The organism is Methanosarcina hadiensis (assembly GCF_046529725.1).
GTDB classification, from domain to species: domain Archaea; phylum Halobacteriota; class Methanosarcinia; order Methanosarcinales; family Methanosarcinaceae; genus Methanosarcina; species Methanosarcina hadiensis.
This window is the reverse complement of sequence record NZ_CP136241.1, coordinates 1,849,124-1,864,950: the sequence shown is the minus strand read 5'-3', so window position 1 is coordinate 1,864,950 and position 15,827 is coordinate 1,849,124. Positions and strand designations below refer to the sequence as shown.

The 15,827-nt window shown below is 40.7% G+C and carries 11 protein-coding genes; 4 read left to right on the top strand and 7 right to left on the bottom strand.

Annotated features, from left to right (window positions below; translation table 11 throughout):
• The first annotated feature begins 101 nt into the window (after positions 1-101).
• Positions 102-740 carry a MarC family protein gene (locus tag RSJ42_RS07960; RefSeq protein WP_410510035.1) on the top strand — a complete coding sequence of 213 codons (639 nt, stop codon included), beginning with the start codon at positions 102-104 and terminating at the stop codon, positions 738-740.
• A 152-nt stretch (positions 741-892) separates the two neighbouring features.
• Here RSJ42_RS07960 and RSJ42_RS07955 read toward each other — a convergent pair whose 3' ends face one another.
• The 5 genes from RSJ42_RS07955 to RSJ42_RS07935 form a co-directional block, all read right to left on the bottom strand.
• Complete coding sequence (locus RSJ42_RS07955) at positions 893-2,149, bottom strand: helix-turn-helix domain-containing protein (RefSeq protein WP_410510034.1); 1,257 nt, start codon at positions 2,147-2,149, stop codon at positions 893-895.
• Positions 2,150-2,561: 412 nt separating this feature from the next.
• On the bottom strand, positions 2,562-2,726 hold the full coding sequence (locus RSJ42_RS07950; protein WP_410510033.1) for a hypothetical protein: 165 nt from the start codon (positions 2,724-2,726) through the stop codon (positions 2,562-2,564).
• 8 nt (positions 2,727-2,734) lie between these two features.
• Positions 2,735-2,929, bottom strand: coding sequence for a hypothetical protein (locus RSJ42_RS07945; RefSeq protein ID WP_410510032.1), 195 nt, complete (start codon positions 2,927-2,929; stop codon positions 2,735-2,737).
• Positions 2,930-3,140: 211 nt separating this feature from the next.
• Positions 3,141-5,558, bottom strand: coding sequence for a phosphoenolpyruvate synthase (gene ppsA, locus RSJ42_RS07940; protein WP_410510031.1), 2,418 nt, complete (start codon positions 5,556-5,558; stop codon positions 3,141-3,143).
• A gap of 365 nt (positions 5,559-5,923) precedes the next feature.
• Positions 5,924-6,415, bottom strand: a complete 492-nt coding sequence (locus tag RSJ42_RS07935) for a nucleoside deaminase (RefSeq protein ID WP_410510030.1) — start codon at positions 6,413-6,415, stop codon at positions 5,924-5,926.
• Positions 6,416-6,606: 191 nt separating this feature from the next.
• Between RSJ42_RS07935 and RSJ42_RS07930 the strand changes: the two genes are divergently transcribed.
• Entirely contained in the window at positions 6,607-6,885 is a 279-nt protein-coding gene (locus tag RSJ42_RS07930) for a DUF5661 family protein (protein WP_410510029.1), read from the top strand.
• Between the two features lie 306 nt (positions 6,886-7,191).
• Here RSJ42_RS07930 and RSJ42_RS07925 read toward each other — a convergent pair whose 3' ends face one another.
• A complete protein-coding gene (locus RSJ42_RS07925; RefSeq protein ID WP_410510028.1) occupies positions 7,192-10,560 on the bottom strand; it encodes a tetratricopeptide repeat protein in 3,369 nt (1,122 codons plus the stop codon).
• A 671-nt stretch (positions 10,561-11,231) separates the two neighbouring features.
• Between RSJ42_RS07925 and RSJ42_RS07920 the strand changes: the two genes are divergently transcribed.
• Positions 11,232-12,047: an HD domain-containing protein gene (locus tag RSJ42_RS07920; protein WP_410510027.1), complete on the top strand. Its 816-nt coding sequence runs from the start codon at positions 11,232-11,234 to the stop codon at positions 12,045-12,047.
• A gap of 79 nt (positions 12,048-12,126) precedes the next feature.
• Here the strand turns inward: RSJ42_RS07920 and RSJ42_RS07915 are convergent, their stop codons facing one another.
• On the bottom strand, positions 12,127-13,047 hold the full coding sequence (locus RSJ42_RS07915; RefSeq protein WP_410510026.1) for a Nif3-like dinuclear metal center hexameric protein: 921 nt from the start codon (positions 13,045-13,047) through the stop codon (positions 12,127-12,129).
• A 944-nt stretch (positions 13,048-13,991) separates the two neighbouring features.
• Between RSJ42_RS07915 and RSJ42_RS07910 the strand changes: the two genes are divergently transcribed.
• Positions 13,992-15,593, top strand: a complete 1,602-nt coding sequence (locus RSJ42_RS07910; protein WP_410510025.1) for a BatD family protein — start codon at positions 13,992-13,994, stop codon at positions 15,591-15,593.
• Positions 15,594-15,827 lie beyond the last annotated feature (234 nt).

The following is a 15,827-nucleotide window of genomic DNA, read 5'->3' as shown; positions in this document are numbered from 1 at the left end:
CTTCAATAAATAAACACAAAAATTGACGAGATCAAAAGGTAAATATTATAAGAGTAATAAAAATATGATAAACTCAAGTCTGTAAAGTACAGGAGAAAAAAATGGTAGTCGAAAACCTCGCGTTTTTCATCTATGTATTCTCATCCATTTTTGTGGTTGTTAGCCCTATCAGCGGAGTTGTAACTTTTATCTCGTTGACAAGCAAAATGACCCATAAAGAAAAAAATGATATCGCTAAAAAAGCAGTGACGCTTGCATGTGTAATTGCCCTCTTTTTTGCAATTACGGGAAGCATGATACTTAAAGTATTCAGTATCAGTGTGGACTCGCTCAGGGTCGCCGGTGGGCTTCTGCTTTTCACTATAGCGTTTGATATGATGCATGCAAAAGTCTCAAGAGAAAGCATCACAGAAGAAGAGATCACTCAGTCGCAGGAAAGGGAGGATATCTGGGTTTTCCCTATAGGTCTTCCTCTCCTGACAGGTCCGGGTGCGATCAGCACGGTAATTGTACTTATGGGGATGGCAGAAGGCATTCAGCAAAAAGCAATTATAATCGTCTCAATTTTACTCACATTTGTGTTTTGCCTGTTTATTTTCCTTTTCTCAAGGAGAATCCATAAATTCATAGGATATAACGGAATGCTTGTATTTACAAGACTTATGGGACTATTGCTCGCGGCTCTTGCTGTTGATCTGACTGCAACGGGAATAATAAATATATTTGGACCGGTAATTTAAAAATTTCAGGTTCGAGAGCTAAAAACTCTTGAATCTTAAAAACTTCGACAGATGAAGGAAATAATAAGGCATGACTATAAGTAAGGTGGGATTATAAGTGAGGGGATTATAAGGCCAGACTGCTGGACTGAATTACAATAGAAGTATGAGGATTAATCCGATTTTCCGTTATACCTCCTGTTAACATATTCTATTAATTTGCTGCCTGTGAGCCTTTCGCTTGAGGGACCTATTCGGATATAGAATTCCTCTTCGTTTTTATCCGTCTTAAGGAAAACAGCTTCATCACTTTTTTTGCAATCTATTTCGAGGACTTCCTTACCGCCTACAGGCACAAGGGCATACTCTATCATGGGAGCGTAATTAAGGCCTATGTGCTGTTTTATAAGCTGCTTGAAATGAAGGAGGAACCTGTCTTCGTTAGGGAAACCGTCGTTTTTGATGCCAAGGACTTCTCCATTGTTGGAAACGCCAACCAGAAGGAGACCACCGTCCGTGTTCAGGTAAGCGACTATTGTCTTCAGGACTGCATGCTGTATATTCCAGTCAGGCTTTCCGGTGATAAGGTTCATGCGCAGCGTGGACTTAAACTCAAGCTTCTTACTTTCTCCCCGCCGGATAAGCTCAAGAATGTAATCAGAATCATTTGCAAGCTTTACCGCTTCTTTTATAAGTTCAAGTTCCTTGTGGATATGGGTTATACTTTTAGGGTAAGTCGAAAGTCGGCACTCGAATACGTTCAACTGGGAAATAAGCTCCTTTGTGAGACCTTTGACTTTGAGGACTTCAATCTGGATCTGCAGGTCAGGAAGATAAAGTCTGCTGTGCATAAGAGACTCGAGATCCACTTCCGGAAAAGATAAAGTCCCGGGAAGAAAAGAAACATTAGTGCCAGAAAACACAGAATTGATTACATCAGTTGCCTCGCATATGTTTTCAATCGGGTCTTTGCTTTCAAACGCGGTTTCACCCACCAGGAGAGGAGGTAAGCCTGATAACCGGGGTTTTCCTGAAAAAAGGGCAGGGCTCTGCGGGGCAGGATCTTCATGGGACTCCGGTCTCTTCCCCTTATCTTCATGATCTTCCTGCCTCAGGATGAAACCTCTGGCTTCCCACGCTTTCCGGATCCTCATACCAAGAGGATTATTGAAAAAGTCTGCCAGATACTCCGAACTTACTTTCTCAGGATCAAGAATAAGCTGGATATAAGCCATTGAATAATTTTCCCCGGGCAGAGAACCTGTCGCATTTAACTCCTGGTAAAGGGGGAGGTAAAGAGAATTTCCTTCTTCCTGAAAGCTGTTCTCCAGATCAGGGTCAGGTGAATTAACCTTTAAAGTGAGGTTCGAGAGATTTGTCGGCTTCAAGCCGTATTGACTGCATAGGGAATCAATTTCTTTTTCAACCATAAGGATCAAACTGAGGAGGTTTCTGGTGGTAATATCGCTTTGAGGTTTGTGTAATCATTAAATTGATATTGCGTATAGAGTTTTAAAACTCATATATTTTTTTCGATTCATGATACGCAAAGTGTAAGGAAAAAAACTAAAGGAATAAAAAAACTAAAGGAAGTAAAGACAGAGGAAAGAAGAATAGAGAAAGGAAAGAAAAATGAAGGCCTTACGCAGGATACTACAGGATAAATTTGCCAGAAATACACCTGAGAACATGAATACATGTAAAAACAGAGTTAGTATTATGAAAAGAGTTTAAAAAATAAAAATAATTCAAAACAAAACCTGACATGGAATTAATTCTAGTTAACTCTTAATAATGTTCAGGTTCGCTTAAATTTATGTTAAGACCTGGCTTACTGTCGCCTTAAATATTCATTACTCTCTGGACTGCAGGCTGTGAAGAAACACCTGCAGCTGTGGTTGAGGATGTACATCCGCATTTTCTACAGTAATAAAAATTATTTGAGCCGATTATCTGTCTTTTGAGAGATGTGCCGCATCTGACACATTTTGAGGGGAGATTAAACATATCTCTATTCACTCCAGGATCATGAGAGGTTCAAGCCTTGCAGTCTCTTTTCTTGTCCAGTAACCGCAAACTGTACAGTATTGAAATCCATTGAATAGATTATTCTCAAGTTTAGAGTGACATTCCGGGCATTTTTTCAAAAAAAGTGTATGTCCAGCATCTTTTTTGCCCTCAGCAGTTTGTTTTCTGGTTATTTCCTGCATAATTAATCATTTCCTCTGGATTTTTCTTATTTAATATGCATATTCATATTAATATAATCTTTCCTACAGGATAAGAATTTCAATAAACGTAAGATTTATCCTGTAAAGATATACAACATTCATAAACGGCCTCTTATAAAGCGCCGTAAACATTCACCATCCGAAAACTTGCTGACATAAAGTAAGCAGACCGACCTGTTCTTTAAAGAATTTACCGCCTGCCCAGTTCCTTTTCGGTTTCAAGGACTTTCAGGGTAATTTTCATGACAGAGTCAGGATTAAGGGAGATAGAATCGATTCCCTCTTTTACGAGGAATTCAGCAATCTCAGGAAAATCACTCGGAGCCTGTCCGCAGATTCCGCTGTGTCTTCCATTGCGTTTTGCTCCCTGCACTGCCATTGCCATAATTTTCATAACTCCAGGATCGCGCTCATCAAATTCTGCAGCAAGCAGCTCTGAGTCGCGGTCAACCCCGAGTGTCAGCTGAGTAAGGTCATTTGAGCCTATGGAAAAGCCGTCAAAGAACTCGCTAAACTCGTCGACAAGCAAGACGTTATTGGGAATCTCGCACATAACGTATATCTGAAGCCCGTTTTCTCCTCGTCTTAGCCCGCTTTTCTCCATCTCGGCAATTACTTTTCTGGCTTCCTCAACAGTCCGGCAGAACGGGACCATAAGAATAAGGTTTGTAAGCCCCATTTCGTCCCTTACTTTTTTCATGGCTCTGCATTCAAGGGCAAAACCTTCCCTGTAGCGCTCATCAAAGTAGCGGGAAGCTCCTCTGAACCCTATCATGGGATTGTTTTCTTCCATCTCAAAATAACTGCCCCCGAGAAGGCTTGCATATTCATTGGTCTTGAAATCGCTCATCCTGACCACAACAGGCCTGGGATAAAAAGCCGCAGCAATCATCCCTACTCCTCTGGCAAGCTGATTTACAAAATAATCCTCTTTTTTCTCGTATCCCAGTGTCAGTTTTTCAATTTCCCTTAGCTCTCCCGGGTTTTTGATTTTTTCTGGATGCACAAGGGCAATTGGATGGACTTTGATATAGCTCGTGATAATGAATTCCAGCCTTGCAAGCCCGATCCCGTCATTAGGAATCATGGAAAGGGCAAAAGCGCTTTCAGGGTTTCCAAGGTTCATCATGATCTCTGTTCGTGGGCGTTCCAGGTCTTTCAGGCTGATAGTATCCTTATGGAATGGGAGGATGCCTTCATATACAAGCCCGTATTCCCCTTCTGCACAGCTCACAGTAATTTCCATGCCTGTTTGGAGGACTTCAGTAGCGTTTTCAGCCCCGACAACAGCAGGAATTCCAAGTTCCCGGCTGACAATTGCCGCGTGACAGGTACGGCCTCCTTTGTTTGTAACGATCGCGGCTGCAGTTTTCATAACCGGCTCCCAGTCAGGGGTGGTAGTGTCCGCAATAAGGATCTCCCCTTTCCTGAAAGAGGGCAGGTCGGAAACATCAGTGATTACGCGGGCTTTTCCGGAAGCGATCTTATCACCAACACTCCTTCCTCTTGCAAGGACTTCGGACTTTTCTTCAAGGACATAAGTCTCCAGCACGCCCTTTTCTCTCTGGGACTGAACAGTCTCAGGCCTTGCCTGCACTATGAAAAGTTCGCCTGTTATGCCGTCCTTTGCCCATTCGATATCCATTGGCCGTGACTCCATGTACTTATTAGAATAATGGTCTTCGATATCGATTGCATATTCGGCAAGCTTGAGAACCTCTTCATCATTGATGCAGAAACGCAGCCTATCGGCTTCAGGAACCTCCACATTCCGCGTGAGGACTTTTGAGTCCCCCCTGCCGTAAATCATCTTTATTTCTTTGCTTCCGAGCTTTTTCTGGATAATAGGCTTGTATCCTTCACGGAAAGCAGGCTTGAATACATAGAACTCGTCAGGGTTGACCTGGCCCTGTACGATATTCTCTCCAAGCCCGTATGCCCCGGTGATGAAAACAACATCTCGGAAACCTGTTTCCGTGTCAAGCGTAAAGATTACTCCGCTTGATGCAAGGTCAGACCTGACCATTTTCATTATTCCTATGGAAAGGGCTACTTTGAAGTGGTCAAATTCATGAGTCACACGATAGGAAATAGCCCTGTCTGTAAAGAGAGAAGCAAAACAGCGTATGCAGGCATCTTTAAGCCCCGGATACCCACGGATATTGAGGTAAGTTTCCTGCTGCCCGGCAAAAGAAGCGGTTGGAAGGTCTTCAGCTGTAGCCGAACTCCTGACAGCAACATCTGTGTTTTCTCCGTACTGCTCACAGAGACGGTCATAAGCTCCTTTAATCTCCTGCCAGAGGTCATCAGGAAGCCCTGCATCGAGGATCAGGTCTCTTGCAGCCTTTCCTCTCTTTGCAAGATCTGATACATCCGAAGTATCAAGCCCTTCCAGTGTATCCTTAAGCTTTTCCAGGATTCCTCCTTTCTCCAGCATATGCCAGTAAGCATCAGCAGTGACAGAAAAACCGTTAGGGATTCTGACTCCTTTTGAAGTGAGTTCCCTGTACATCTCTCCTATGGAAGCGTTCTTTCCGCCAACAAGTGGAACATCCTCAATAGTGGTCTCTTCAAACCAGCGGATGTATTTGTTTTTATCTCCAGGCATTTCCCGAAATCCCCTCATTTGTTTGAACTAAGTAAGACTACATAACATTTAAATTTTAGTGATGTTGTTTAGAAGTTATTTAAAAACGCATATCGTAAGCTCCAGAACAGAGGCTGTCCGGAACTTAACGTGATACCCAATAGTAATTAGGTTCTAATGCAAGAAATCAGTTTGCCTGAATGGGAAGAATATACGTAATCTTTCCGCATGAAGTGAAAAAACAGAGAAACTGAAATCTGGACCAGGCTTTACTAATAAAAGGTTTTGCCTGGAGCTAAAATTTTTACTGGCTAGTAGCTACAAAAAATTATTACTGTACTTAAAATTATTACTGTACTTAAAATTATTATTGTGCTTATACAGGTTCAGTATTCAACCTTATTTTCCAATTGTTCCCATGCCCTGAAAGCTTCAAGAGCTTCTTCCCTCAGGAGCTGTTTGAACTCGATTTTTCTTTCTTTCATAGGGCGTGAGATTTCTTCGTATATAAGGGAATCATCAAAACCAATATCTTCGGCATCTGACCTAGTACTGGCAAAAAACACCTTATCTATTCTGGCCCAGTAAATGGCCCCAAGACACATTGGGCAGGGCTCGCAGGAAACGTAGATACTGCATCCGCTGAGGTCAAAATTATTAAGTTTTTTGGCTGCCTCTCTTATGGCACCGATTTCGGCATGGGCAGTGGGATCGTTAATTAAGGTTACCTGATTGCAGCTTTCCGAAATTATTTTTCCATCTTTCGTTATTACGGCACCAAAAGGTCCTCCGCCTCGTTTTACATTTTCGAGAGAAAGTTCAATGGCACGCCTTAAAAATAAATAATCTTTTTCAGGTATGGTTTTCCCCTCAGGCATTGTTTTCCCTATTTGTATCTTCATAGAGATAATAAATATTATGATAGAATAACCTTTTAAACGGCAGAATATGCTCTTATGGAAAAATAAAAGCATCTGTCAGTAAAAAGACTGAAAAAAGACTGAAAAAAAGCAGTTTATAGAACAAGCCTTAAGTACCAAAACAGATCAAACCATTATCCGGAGTGATAATGTTGGCAACCAGAAGCTTTACTGCTGAAGAAGCAAAGACCGTTGGGGAAAGACTTGGAATAACCTGGGATAAATTCGATGTTGACCAGTTCCGAAGAGGCATGGATGTCGAGCTGGAGCATGGAACAAGAGACCCAGCAACAAATGTCACAAACGATGACCCCATAATGACAGGGAAGATTGCCCTGGCTCATCTTAACGAGTTTCCTGACTATTACGATAGACTGGAAGAAATGGAAGAGGAAGCCGAAAAGTATTGGGAGAAATCCGAACATTGAAAATTAAAATGATGAAATTCGCATGATGAAAACTCAAATGATGAAATTCGAATAATTGACTTAAAAACGTTTACCTTATTTTTTAATGATTCATAAATCAATCTACATGAGTAAAGCTAATAGAAATATAAAGCTAATAGAGATGTCAAAAAATTTAAAAAAAGAAATAGCTTCATCTGACTTCTTTAGAAAAAGTTTTCGGTATGCATATGAAGTTTAAGCATACCGAAAAGTTATATTGTTAGCTTGTTTCTATCCTTGAGCCTTTACTTCTGCCTTGGATCCGTTATTTCTGCTCCGAGTCCTTTAAACCTCATCGGGTTCCGGAACATACCAGTCATCATAGTCATTTCCGGTTTTGGATTCATTTTTCTGATTTTCTTTATTCCCCTCATCTTCGTCGGGCTCAGGAATATACCAGTACCCGCCTTCAGGATCATCGTAACCCTCTTCGTTTCCGGAAGTAGTGTTGTTTAACTGCTCATAAGCCTGGGTCACGTTTACGTTATTTAGAGTGACATTTTCCTCCCCGCCATACCACCTTACAGGCAGCGGGTAATCCAGGTTTCCTCTGTATGTTTCGGGAATGAAGATACGGGTTCCCCTGTTTTTCAGGGCTGCCTCAAAGCCGGGATCCATTGTATCAAGCAGTGACTTACATACCGAAGCATCTTCATACTCTTTTATGCGGTAGTGAGCAAAACGTTTGTTATAAAGGGCGGAGGGTGAATCGGGATTGATTGCAAGAGCACTTTCGTAAGAGTTTATTGACCCGTTAACATCTCCCAGTACATTTTGTAGATACCCCTTATTATACCATGCCGTTATGCAGTCAGGTTTTAACTGGATCGTTTTGTTAAAGCAATCAAGGGCAGCATTGTTGTTGCTTATTGCGAAATTAGCACATCCTTTGAAATACCAGGCTGCAGGATTGTCTGGAGCATATTCAATGGCTTTATCATAAGTTGCAAGTGCTTCCTGATATCTTTCCATCTTGGCGTAAGCAAATCCTTTGTTGTTAATTGCATCAATATTTGTTGGGTCCAGCTTAAGGATCTGATCATAACAGGCAATTGCTGCTCCGAAATCTCCCGTAGCTTCCAGAGCCTTGCCCTGACGGTACATGATCTCCCTGTTCTCAGGCGTAATCTTAAGAATCTCACCATAGGTTGAAGCGGCTTCCTTATACCTGCCGAGTTCTTCCAGCAAGGAAGCTTTCTCAGCCAGCACTTTTGAGTTGGCAGGGTCAAGCTCCATAATTAAATCATAGTCTTGCAGCGCCGCTTCCAGCCTTCCGGACTTTGCTAAGGCGGAAGCTCTGCCTTCCAGAGCCTCTATATTTTCAGGTTCAAGTTCAATAAGAGGATTATAACAGGCAACTGCTTCTTCGTACCTGCCAAGGCTTACAAGGGCAAGAGATTTACCCTGAAGGGCTTCCGAATCACTGGCGTTAAGAGCAAGTAACTGATCATAGTAAGCAACCGCTTCCTCAGCCCTTCCGAGATCACTGGAGGCTGAAGCCATCCCATGCCAGGCATCGCTCGACTGAGGATCAATATCCAGGGCTTTTTGATAACATCCAAGAGCCTCCTGGCTTCTGCCAAGTTTGTCAAGGATAGAACCTTTCTCATACCATGCATCGGTGCGTAAAGGGTTAATTGCAAGAGTTTTTTCATAAGAATAAAGCGCGTCTTCATACATCTCAAGTTTGCTGTATGTTGAGGCCTTGCCGTACCATGCTGCGTCGTAACCGAATTCCGGACTCAGGCTGCTGAGATTTTTTGAAAGGTCAGAGCTATCTTCAGAACTTACACAATTATAGCTCAGAAGGTAAGACCAGAAACCTCCTGAAATTGCTTTTTGCGGACTGATACCTGAATTATTACTTTGAACTGATGAGGAAGTCGAATTTCCAGACAGTATTTCCATATCCTTATTCAGCCTGAAACGAGCGACAGAATATTCTGAATTTATCTGAAGAGCCTGACTGTAGCAGTCTGAGGCTTCCTGGTATCTTCCCAGCTGGTCAAGGAGAAGACCCTTGTTATACCAGATTTCGGCGCTATCAGGTGCAACGGCGAGAACTCTGTCATAGCAAACAATAGAGTCTTCGTATTTTCCTGTCTTTGCCAGGGCAAAAGCTTTGCCGTACCATGCAAGTGTGTAATTTTCATCAAGATCTATGGCTTTACCATAACTTTTTACGGCGTCTTCATACTTCCCAAGCTTTGAAGAATCATACCCTTTTCTATACCAGACTTTAGCATACCCTGGATCCAGTTTAAGGGCTTTATCATAGCAATCAAGAGCTTCTGCGGACCTGTTGAGCCTGTCAAGGTCCTGTGCTTTCTGGTACCAGATTACCGCATGTTCGGATTCCGTCTCAAGAACGTTATTATAACACTCAAGGGCAGACTCGTAATTTTCCAGCTTGTCAAAAGCCAGCCCTTTATCGTACCAGATTTTAACTGCAGGAGATTTAAACTCGGCGACTTCAGAATACCCGGGGAGTTCAGAGTCGTAAGCATTAAGGCTTTCAAGAAGATTATCTGCAGCTTCCTCCACTTCAAGTCCTGCATCGGGGTTGAGGGCTCTATCATAGCAGACTATTGCAGCGTCATACTGTCCCATTGCGTTAAGCACTGAACCTTTGCTGTACCATGCCTGAACATTATCAGGGCTGTAAACGAGTATCTGATCATAGCACTGCAGAGCTTCTTCATTTTTACCGAGGTTCTCGAGACAGAAACCTTTCTTTTGTAGAGCATTGAGATTTTCAGGCTCTGAAAGAAGGACAAATTCATAGCAGGTCAGAGCTTCCTGATACATCTCTTTCCTTTCAAGATCTACGCCTTTATTGTACCAGGCCTCTATACAGTCAGGGTTAATAGAAATGGCCTGTTCGTAGCATTTTATTGCATTCTCATAATCTCCGGACGTATCATACATTATTCCTTTTTGAATCCAGAGTTCAAAATCCTCAGGAGTAATGTTAAGAGCTTGCTCGAAGAAGCCCATTGCTTCATCGTAGTTCTCAAGCTCAGCACATGCCTTTCCCTGCATCTTCAGAGCTTTTGAGGAATTGGAGGCAGATTCAATTGAACCGTCATAAGAGGCCAGAGCTTCCTGGTCAAGGTTGAGCTTCTCAGAGGCGATGGCTTTCTGGAACCATACTCTGGAAAGGTAGCTATCCGTGGCGAAACTTTTCTCATAGCACTTAATTGCCTCCACATAATTTTTCTTCCTGAAGTACTCATTTCCTTTTTCGTACCAGCCTTCGGAAGAATCCGGGAGCGTTTCAATAGCCCTGTCATAACAGCTAATCGATTCTTCATACCTGCCCAGAGCGGAAAGAGAGCATCCTTTTCCATACCATGCCAGAGATGAATTGGAATTTACCTCAAGCGCATCATCAAAACATTCTATAGAATGTTCATATTCTTTCAAAGAATATAGATCATTTCCTTTATTCAACATGCCTTCTGCAGAAGCAGGCCGCTGTGCAAATACTTCTTCAAGAGTGGAAGCAGAAGAAACAGGTGTTTCATCTTCTACCGTATGATTCTGAGATTCAGCTGCTCCTACTGCAGGCAAAAGACCTGAGGCAAAAGATAATGCAAAAGCTAAGAGGCTTAGAGAACAAAGGATTAAACAAATTTTTTTAATTGAGCTCATTAAATACCCCGATTTATTCTAATGAGTTCCTGCGGAAAGTTTCCATAAGCAGTCTGTCGATGTTATATGTCATCTGATATGTACTTTATTAAACTATGCAAATAAGATATCCAGAGATACAAATAACCATACAAATAAGTAACTATATGAATTTCTTTTTATATGAACACTCATACCCCCAAAGAAAATTATATAGTATGGATGGAATATCTTCCTGTATATTGCTCAGTTAATATTGCTCGGTTAATACTAATTCAATTTGAAGAGCTTCTACAACATATTAATTTGAAGGGCTTCTACAATATATAACTTATGCAGTATATTAAGGAAATTGCAAAGATTCTATGGGAACTATGGTTTCCTCATATAAGACTACTGTACTTCACTTAATTGTTATATTATTAAAGACATTCTATTAAAAACAAACTTCAGGCGAGGGAATTCTGTTTTTATAGAGAGTAGCCGTGATCGTTACGTATAGTGGTTAAGTTTGATGATTGGATTTCAATGTTCTGTTTTAGTATATTTCAGGGCTTTTATCTTACTGAGACTATAACTTTTATTTCGCCCTAAGCAAGTAGTATTGTTACTTAAACAGCAAAAACCTTTTCAGTACAAAATTTCCAAAATATACGCAAAGTATATACATTAATATTCCTTATTGCAGAAGCATGAAGAAGGAAGACCTGGATTTTTTTCAAAAATGGTTTTTCGATTATGTAAATCAGTTTTCCTCACCTGACTCTTTTATCAAGGAAAATATTGAGTTAAAGATCGAACATACTGGCAGAGTACAAAAAAATATCCTTGAACTTGCAAAATCCGAGAAAATAAGCAAAGAAGAATGCATGCTTGCTGAAACGATAGCTCTGTTTCATGACCTGGGCCGTTTTGAGCAGTTTATGAAATATAAAACATTCAGAGATTCCGAATCAGAAAATCATGCTTTGCTGGGTGTGAAAATTCTGAACAGGGAAAAAGTCTTATCCCGCCTCTCTGCCAGGGAAGAAAATCTCGTCCTGAAAGCTATAGAATATCACAACATGATGGAAATCCCAAAAGATATGGAAAAACAGAGCAAGCTTTACTTTTTTTGCAGATTAATAAGGGATGCAGACAAGCTTGATATCTTAAGGCTTGCCAGTGAAGAATATTCTGATGAAGATAAGAGTCTTAATCCTGCACTTGAGCTATATCTGCCAGATACAAATGGATATTCGGAACCTATAGTCTCAGAGATTCTCAATAACAGAATGGCAAAAATTGCGGATATGAAAAACAGGAACGATGTAAAATTGCTCCGCCTTAGCTGGGTTTTTGACATAAATTTTCCTGCGACTTTTTCCCTTATTAAAGAGTATGGCTATCTTGAAAAAATAATATCTTCCCTGCCTGATATAAAAGAAACGAGCCTTTTGAAGAGGCATCTTGAAAACTATTTGAATTCGAAAGAATCAGGAACCATAAGAAGCAGCAACGAGATTTAAAAAAGGAAACAAATCCTTAAACAGGCAAATTTTAAGCAACTTTTGTCAACAAGGTTATGTTCCATTTTTGTTAAAACAGTTACTCCATATATCTTCTCCGGTTCTCAGACCCCAGGCTGCGGCGGTAATCCGAACGAACCTGGTTTCTTGATTGCTCCTCGAGAATGACTTCAAGAGAATCCTCCTCACCCTCTTTCTTTTTGCCATCAATTTCTCCTTCTTTTATGGCAAATTCAGCTTTATCTTTGTCAGCTATGAAGTTAACCGCCTTGAGCCCGGAAGGCTGGTCAATGAACTCCACATCCATTCCAGGAAGCTCTCGGAGTCTGAAGCATAGGGCTTCCATACCAGGATTCTCAGTAGCATAATGGGTTGCATCAATCAGACAGAGATCCTCATTCGCTCTGAGAATGTCGTGTTTGAGCTCCGATGAGATGAAAGCATCAACTCCGTTCTCCCTGGCGATCTCAAGGAATTCGTTTCGGAAGCAACTGCCTCCTGCAACCATAACCTTACTGATCTCCTGCTTTTCTCCTGCATACATGACAGGAGTCTGCAGACAATCCGAAACACGTGATGCAAGCTCGGCTGAAGAACAGGCTTCAATTTCTCCGATCCTGCCGATTTCTGCAGTCCTTATATTTTTAAGTCCCAGCCTGGCTGCAAGGACATCATTAATTCCTCCCTCGGCTCTGTCGTAATTTGTATGCATACTGTATAATGAGATCCCGTTTTCAAGGGCAATCTTAAGGGAAGCAGCCAGAGGTTTCGAAATTATATTTATCGGGTGAAAAATCAGAGTGTGATGTGTAATCAACATGTCGGCTCCGATTTCTGCAGCTTTTTTAAGCACGTAAGGGTTTGCATCCAGAGCTACTGCAATCCTGTTTACCTCGTCTTTAAGCCCGAGGATCAAACCAATCCTGCCTTTATCAAAGTCATCAGCAAGTTCAGGTGGAGCTATACCCTCAAGAACCTGCACAATTTCTGTAAGTTTCATGGAAAAGCCTCCATAAGGAAAAATTAAAGTTACTGCTTTTCGTTTATCAGAATCCAGTTTAAGCGTTTATGGCATTTAATTCCAACCCTGAATTGAAGCATAATCGGCTTAACCTGATACTACCATAACTTAATTTGATATTACCATAAACTTAATTGATATTACTATAAACCTAAATTGATACTACCATGAACTTAATATGATACTACCATGAACTTAATTTGATACTACCCGTCGCTTCTAATCTATCAGTAAGTCTTAATTAAAGAGTTCAAACGATTTTCTGCCAGTTTTACTTATTTTGGTTCCTTCTTTATCGGTAAGTTCTCCAGATATTTTATCTATAATTTCTCCAGATTTATTTCTTCAGGTGTCGCAATCCTGTTTGCTTCAAACCGTCTTACAACCTTACTTTGAAAGAATAGACATTTATCAGGAAAGTTGCCAAAAATTAGCAAAAATTAAAATACAATATATGAAGATATTTTATAGAGACTTAGATAAGGTTATTTAGTAAGTGATCCAAATTTAATCAATGAAACTAAAAGAAGTGATATTAAAAGAAGTGATATTAAAAGAAGTGAGACTAAAAAAAATGAGACTAAGAAAGTGAGACTAAAAGAAAAGTAAGAATTTCTGCCATAGCAGAAACAGAGAATGAAATAACTTTGATTATGCAATAAAAATTACACTTATGATATTACACTTATGATAGTGAAAAATCATAAATAAGGGTCTGACGACCATTAATTCATGCGGGGTATTCTGGGGGCGGGGAATGTACTACGCATAAATATAATAAGACTGTTATTGAATAACTTAAATAAAATATTTTTCTCAAAATAATTATAATACTTGAAAAGTCGTAAGTTTTACAGAAGCAAATTGTATGTTTCCGGTACCCGGATCCAAAAGATTAAGCATTAAAATCAAGGAAGGTAACCATGGCTAAAAAGATTTTACTTATTGGATTACTTACCGTTTGTGTTTTCTCCATCCTTTCAATGACTGCTGCGGCAGAGGATGTGGAATGGGTGGAGAAACAGGATGGTGCAAAACTTTACTGGGGGCAATCCGTAACCGTGGATGGTTACGAAATAAAAGCAGAAGACTTTAATGAGGATAAGATGGTTTTCGTCTCTATCTCAAAAGATGGAGAGAAACTGAAGACATCTCCTCTTACAGCAGGGCTTGAATTTGAATACAATGACGAGATAAAGGTTTATGCCCAGAAGGTGGATCCTAATTACGAAGTAATTAAGAAAGACGAAAAGGAGTTCAAGACCGGTAACTGGAATCCATATGCTGAACTGGACATCCTTATACGAGGCAAGCCAGGTTTTGACATAGACGTCGAGACTAAGAAAGATACGTACGATTCCAAAACCACGGGAGATAGCAGAATCGATGTATCAATAAAAGTTAAAAATGACGGAGACGCGAAAGCCAAAAACGTTGTTCTGACCGTTAATACTGCTGGTCTGGAAGTGCTTAGCGGAAAAACTAAGCATACATATACAAATGTCCTTAAAGACGCAACTCTTGAGCCCATTAACCTTACGTTGAAAACCTCAACTCCCTGGGAAGATACGGATCTCAATATTACTGCAACGACCATATGTGAAGATGCAAAAGGAAAAAAGTACGAACATGTAGGTTTCAAAGAAATAACTATTGAAAAAAAATGGGACCTTATTGTCTCGAAGAGGTTTATAAAAGAACGCCACATGGGGGAAACAGTACCTGTGTCAGTTACTGTCAGGAATGCAGGCCTCTGTGACATAAATAATATTGTACTTAAAGATTCGGTTGTTTCTAATATGCATCTTCAAAACGATGCAGCACTTGAGAAAACACTTTCTCTGAAGCCGGGAGAAACATCTGAAGACATCTTCAAGTATACACTTGTTCCGGAAAGACCCGGAGAATATACTTTCCCAAAAACGGTAGCCACTTTTACCCTTTCAAACGGGCAGAGCGAACAGGTGGAATCAGATAATTCGGAAAAGATAACAATTTACGGGCCTTACATTGAAATTACGAAAACCGTTGACAAACAGCAGCTAAATCCCGGAGACAAACTTACTGTAACGGTCACTGCAAAGAATACTGGAAATGTTGATGCCAGCGTAACCGTGACCGATACCGTGCCCTCAGAAACTAAACTCATAAGCGGAGAAACGAGTTTTAAACAGGTTCTTGACAGCAATGGTGGCTCGAAAACCATCACATATATTATGCAGATGAATAAAGAAGGGGAAGTTAAAATACCTGCCTGCAAAGCAAGTTTCCTCGATCTGGACAAATACTCAGGAGAGGTCTACTCAGAGGCTTCCACAGTCAATGTAGGAGCAATTACCCTTGAAGGAAGCAGTTCACAACCAGCAGGATCAACTGATTCCAACGTAGAGAAAGAGGAATCTTCTGGCCAGAGTACAGATTCGGAAGAAGGCTATGGGGACACACCCGGGTTTGGCTTCTTCTTAGCTGTTGCAGGACTCTTCGCGTGTGCAGGGTTTATCAGGAAGAAGTCTTCTAAGAAGTAAGAAGTCTTCTAAGAAGTAAGAAGTTTTTTAAAAAGTAAGAAGTTTTCTAAGAAGTAAGAAGTCCTGAAAAACCAGATTTTAACCAGATATTAATACTGCTCAGGATTCTTCCGGATTTTCCGGAGAGTCCATTTCTTTTCTTCCTATTTTTCTGTGCTTTTTTGTCCAGATTGCCTTTATTCCTGTTCTAAACAGAGAACCGAAAGAAGCGAACTCAAATATTTCCAATCCTGA

Excerpts from the sequence above, each read along its gene's own strand:
- RSJ42_RS07930 (WP_410510029.1), top strand. The coding sequence starts at position 6,607 with ATGTTGGCAACCAGAAGCTTTACTGCTGAAGAAGCAAAGACCGTTGGG.
- RSJ42_RS07950 (WP_410510033.1), bottom strand. The coding sequence starts at position 2,726 with ATGTTTAATCTCCCCTCAAAATGTGTCAGATGCGGCACATCTCTCAAA.
- RSJ42_RS07915 (WP_410510026.1), bottom strand. The coding sequence starts at position 13,047 with ATGAAACTTACAGAAATTGTGCAGGTTCTTGAGGGTATAGCTCCACCT.
- RSJ42_RS07925 (WP_410510028.1), bottom strand. The coding sequence starts at position 10,560 with ATGAGCTCAATTAAAAAAATTTGTTTAATCCTTTGTTCTCTAAGCCTC.
- RSJ42_RS07935 (WP_410510030.1), bottom strand. The coding sequence starts at position 6,415 with ATGCCTGAGGGGAAAACCATACCTGAAAAAGATTATTTATTTTTAAGG.
- RSJ42_RS07910 (WP_410510025.1), top strand. The coding sequence starts at position 13,992 with ATGGCTAAAAAGATTTTACTTATTGGATTACTTACCGTTTGTGTTTTC.
- ppsA (WP_410510031.1), bottom strand. The coding sequence starts at position 5,558 with ATGCCTGGAGATAAAAACAAATACATCCGCTGGTTTGAAGAGACCACT.
- RSJ42_RS07945 (WP_410510032.1), bottom strand. The coding sequence starts at position 2,929 with ATGCAGGAAATAACCAGAAAACAAACTGCTGAGGGCAAAAAAGATGCT.
- RSJ42_RS07955 (WP_410510034.1), bottom strand. The coding sequence starts at position 2,149 with ATGGTTGAAAAAGAAATTGATTCCCTATGCAGTCAATACGGCTTGAAG.
- RSJ42_RS07960 (WP_410510035.1), top strand. The coding sequence starts at position 102 with ATGGTAGTCGAAAACCTCGCGTTTTTCATCTATGTATTCTCATCCATT.
- RSJ42_RS07920 (WP_410510027.1), top strand. The coding sequence starts at position 11,232 with ATGAAGAAGGAAGACCTGGATTTTTTTCAAAAATGGTTTTTCGATTAT.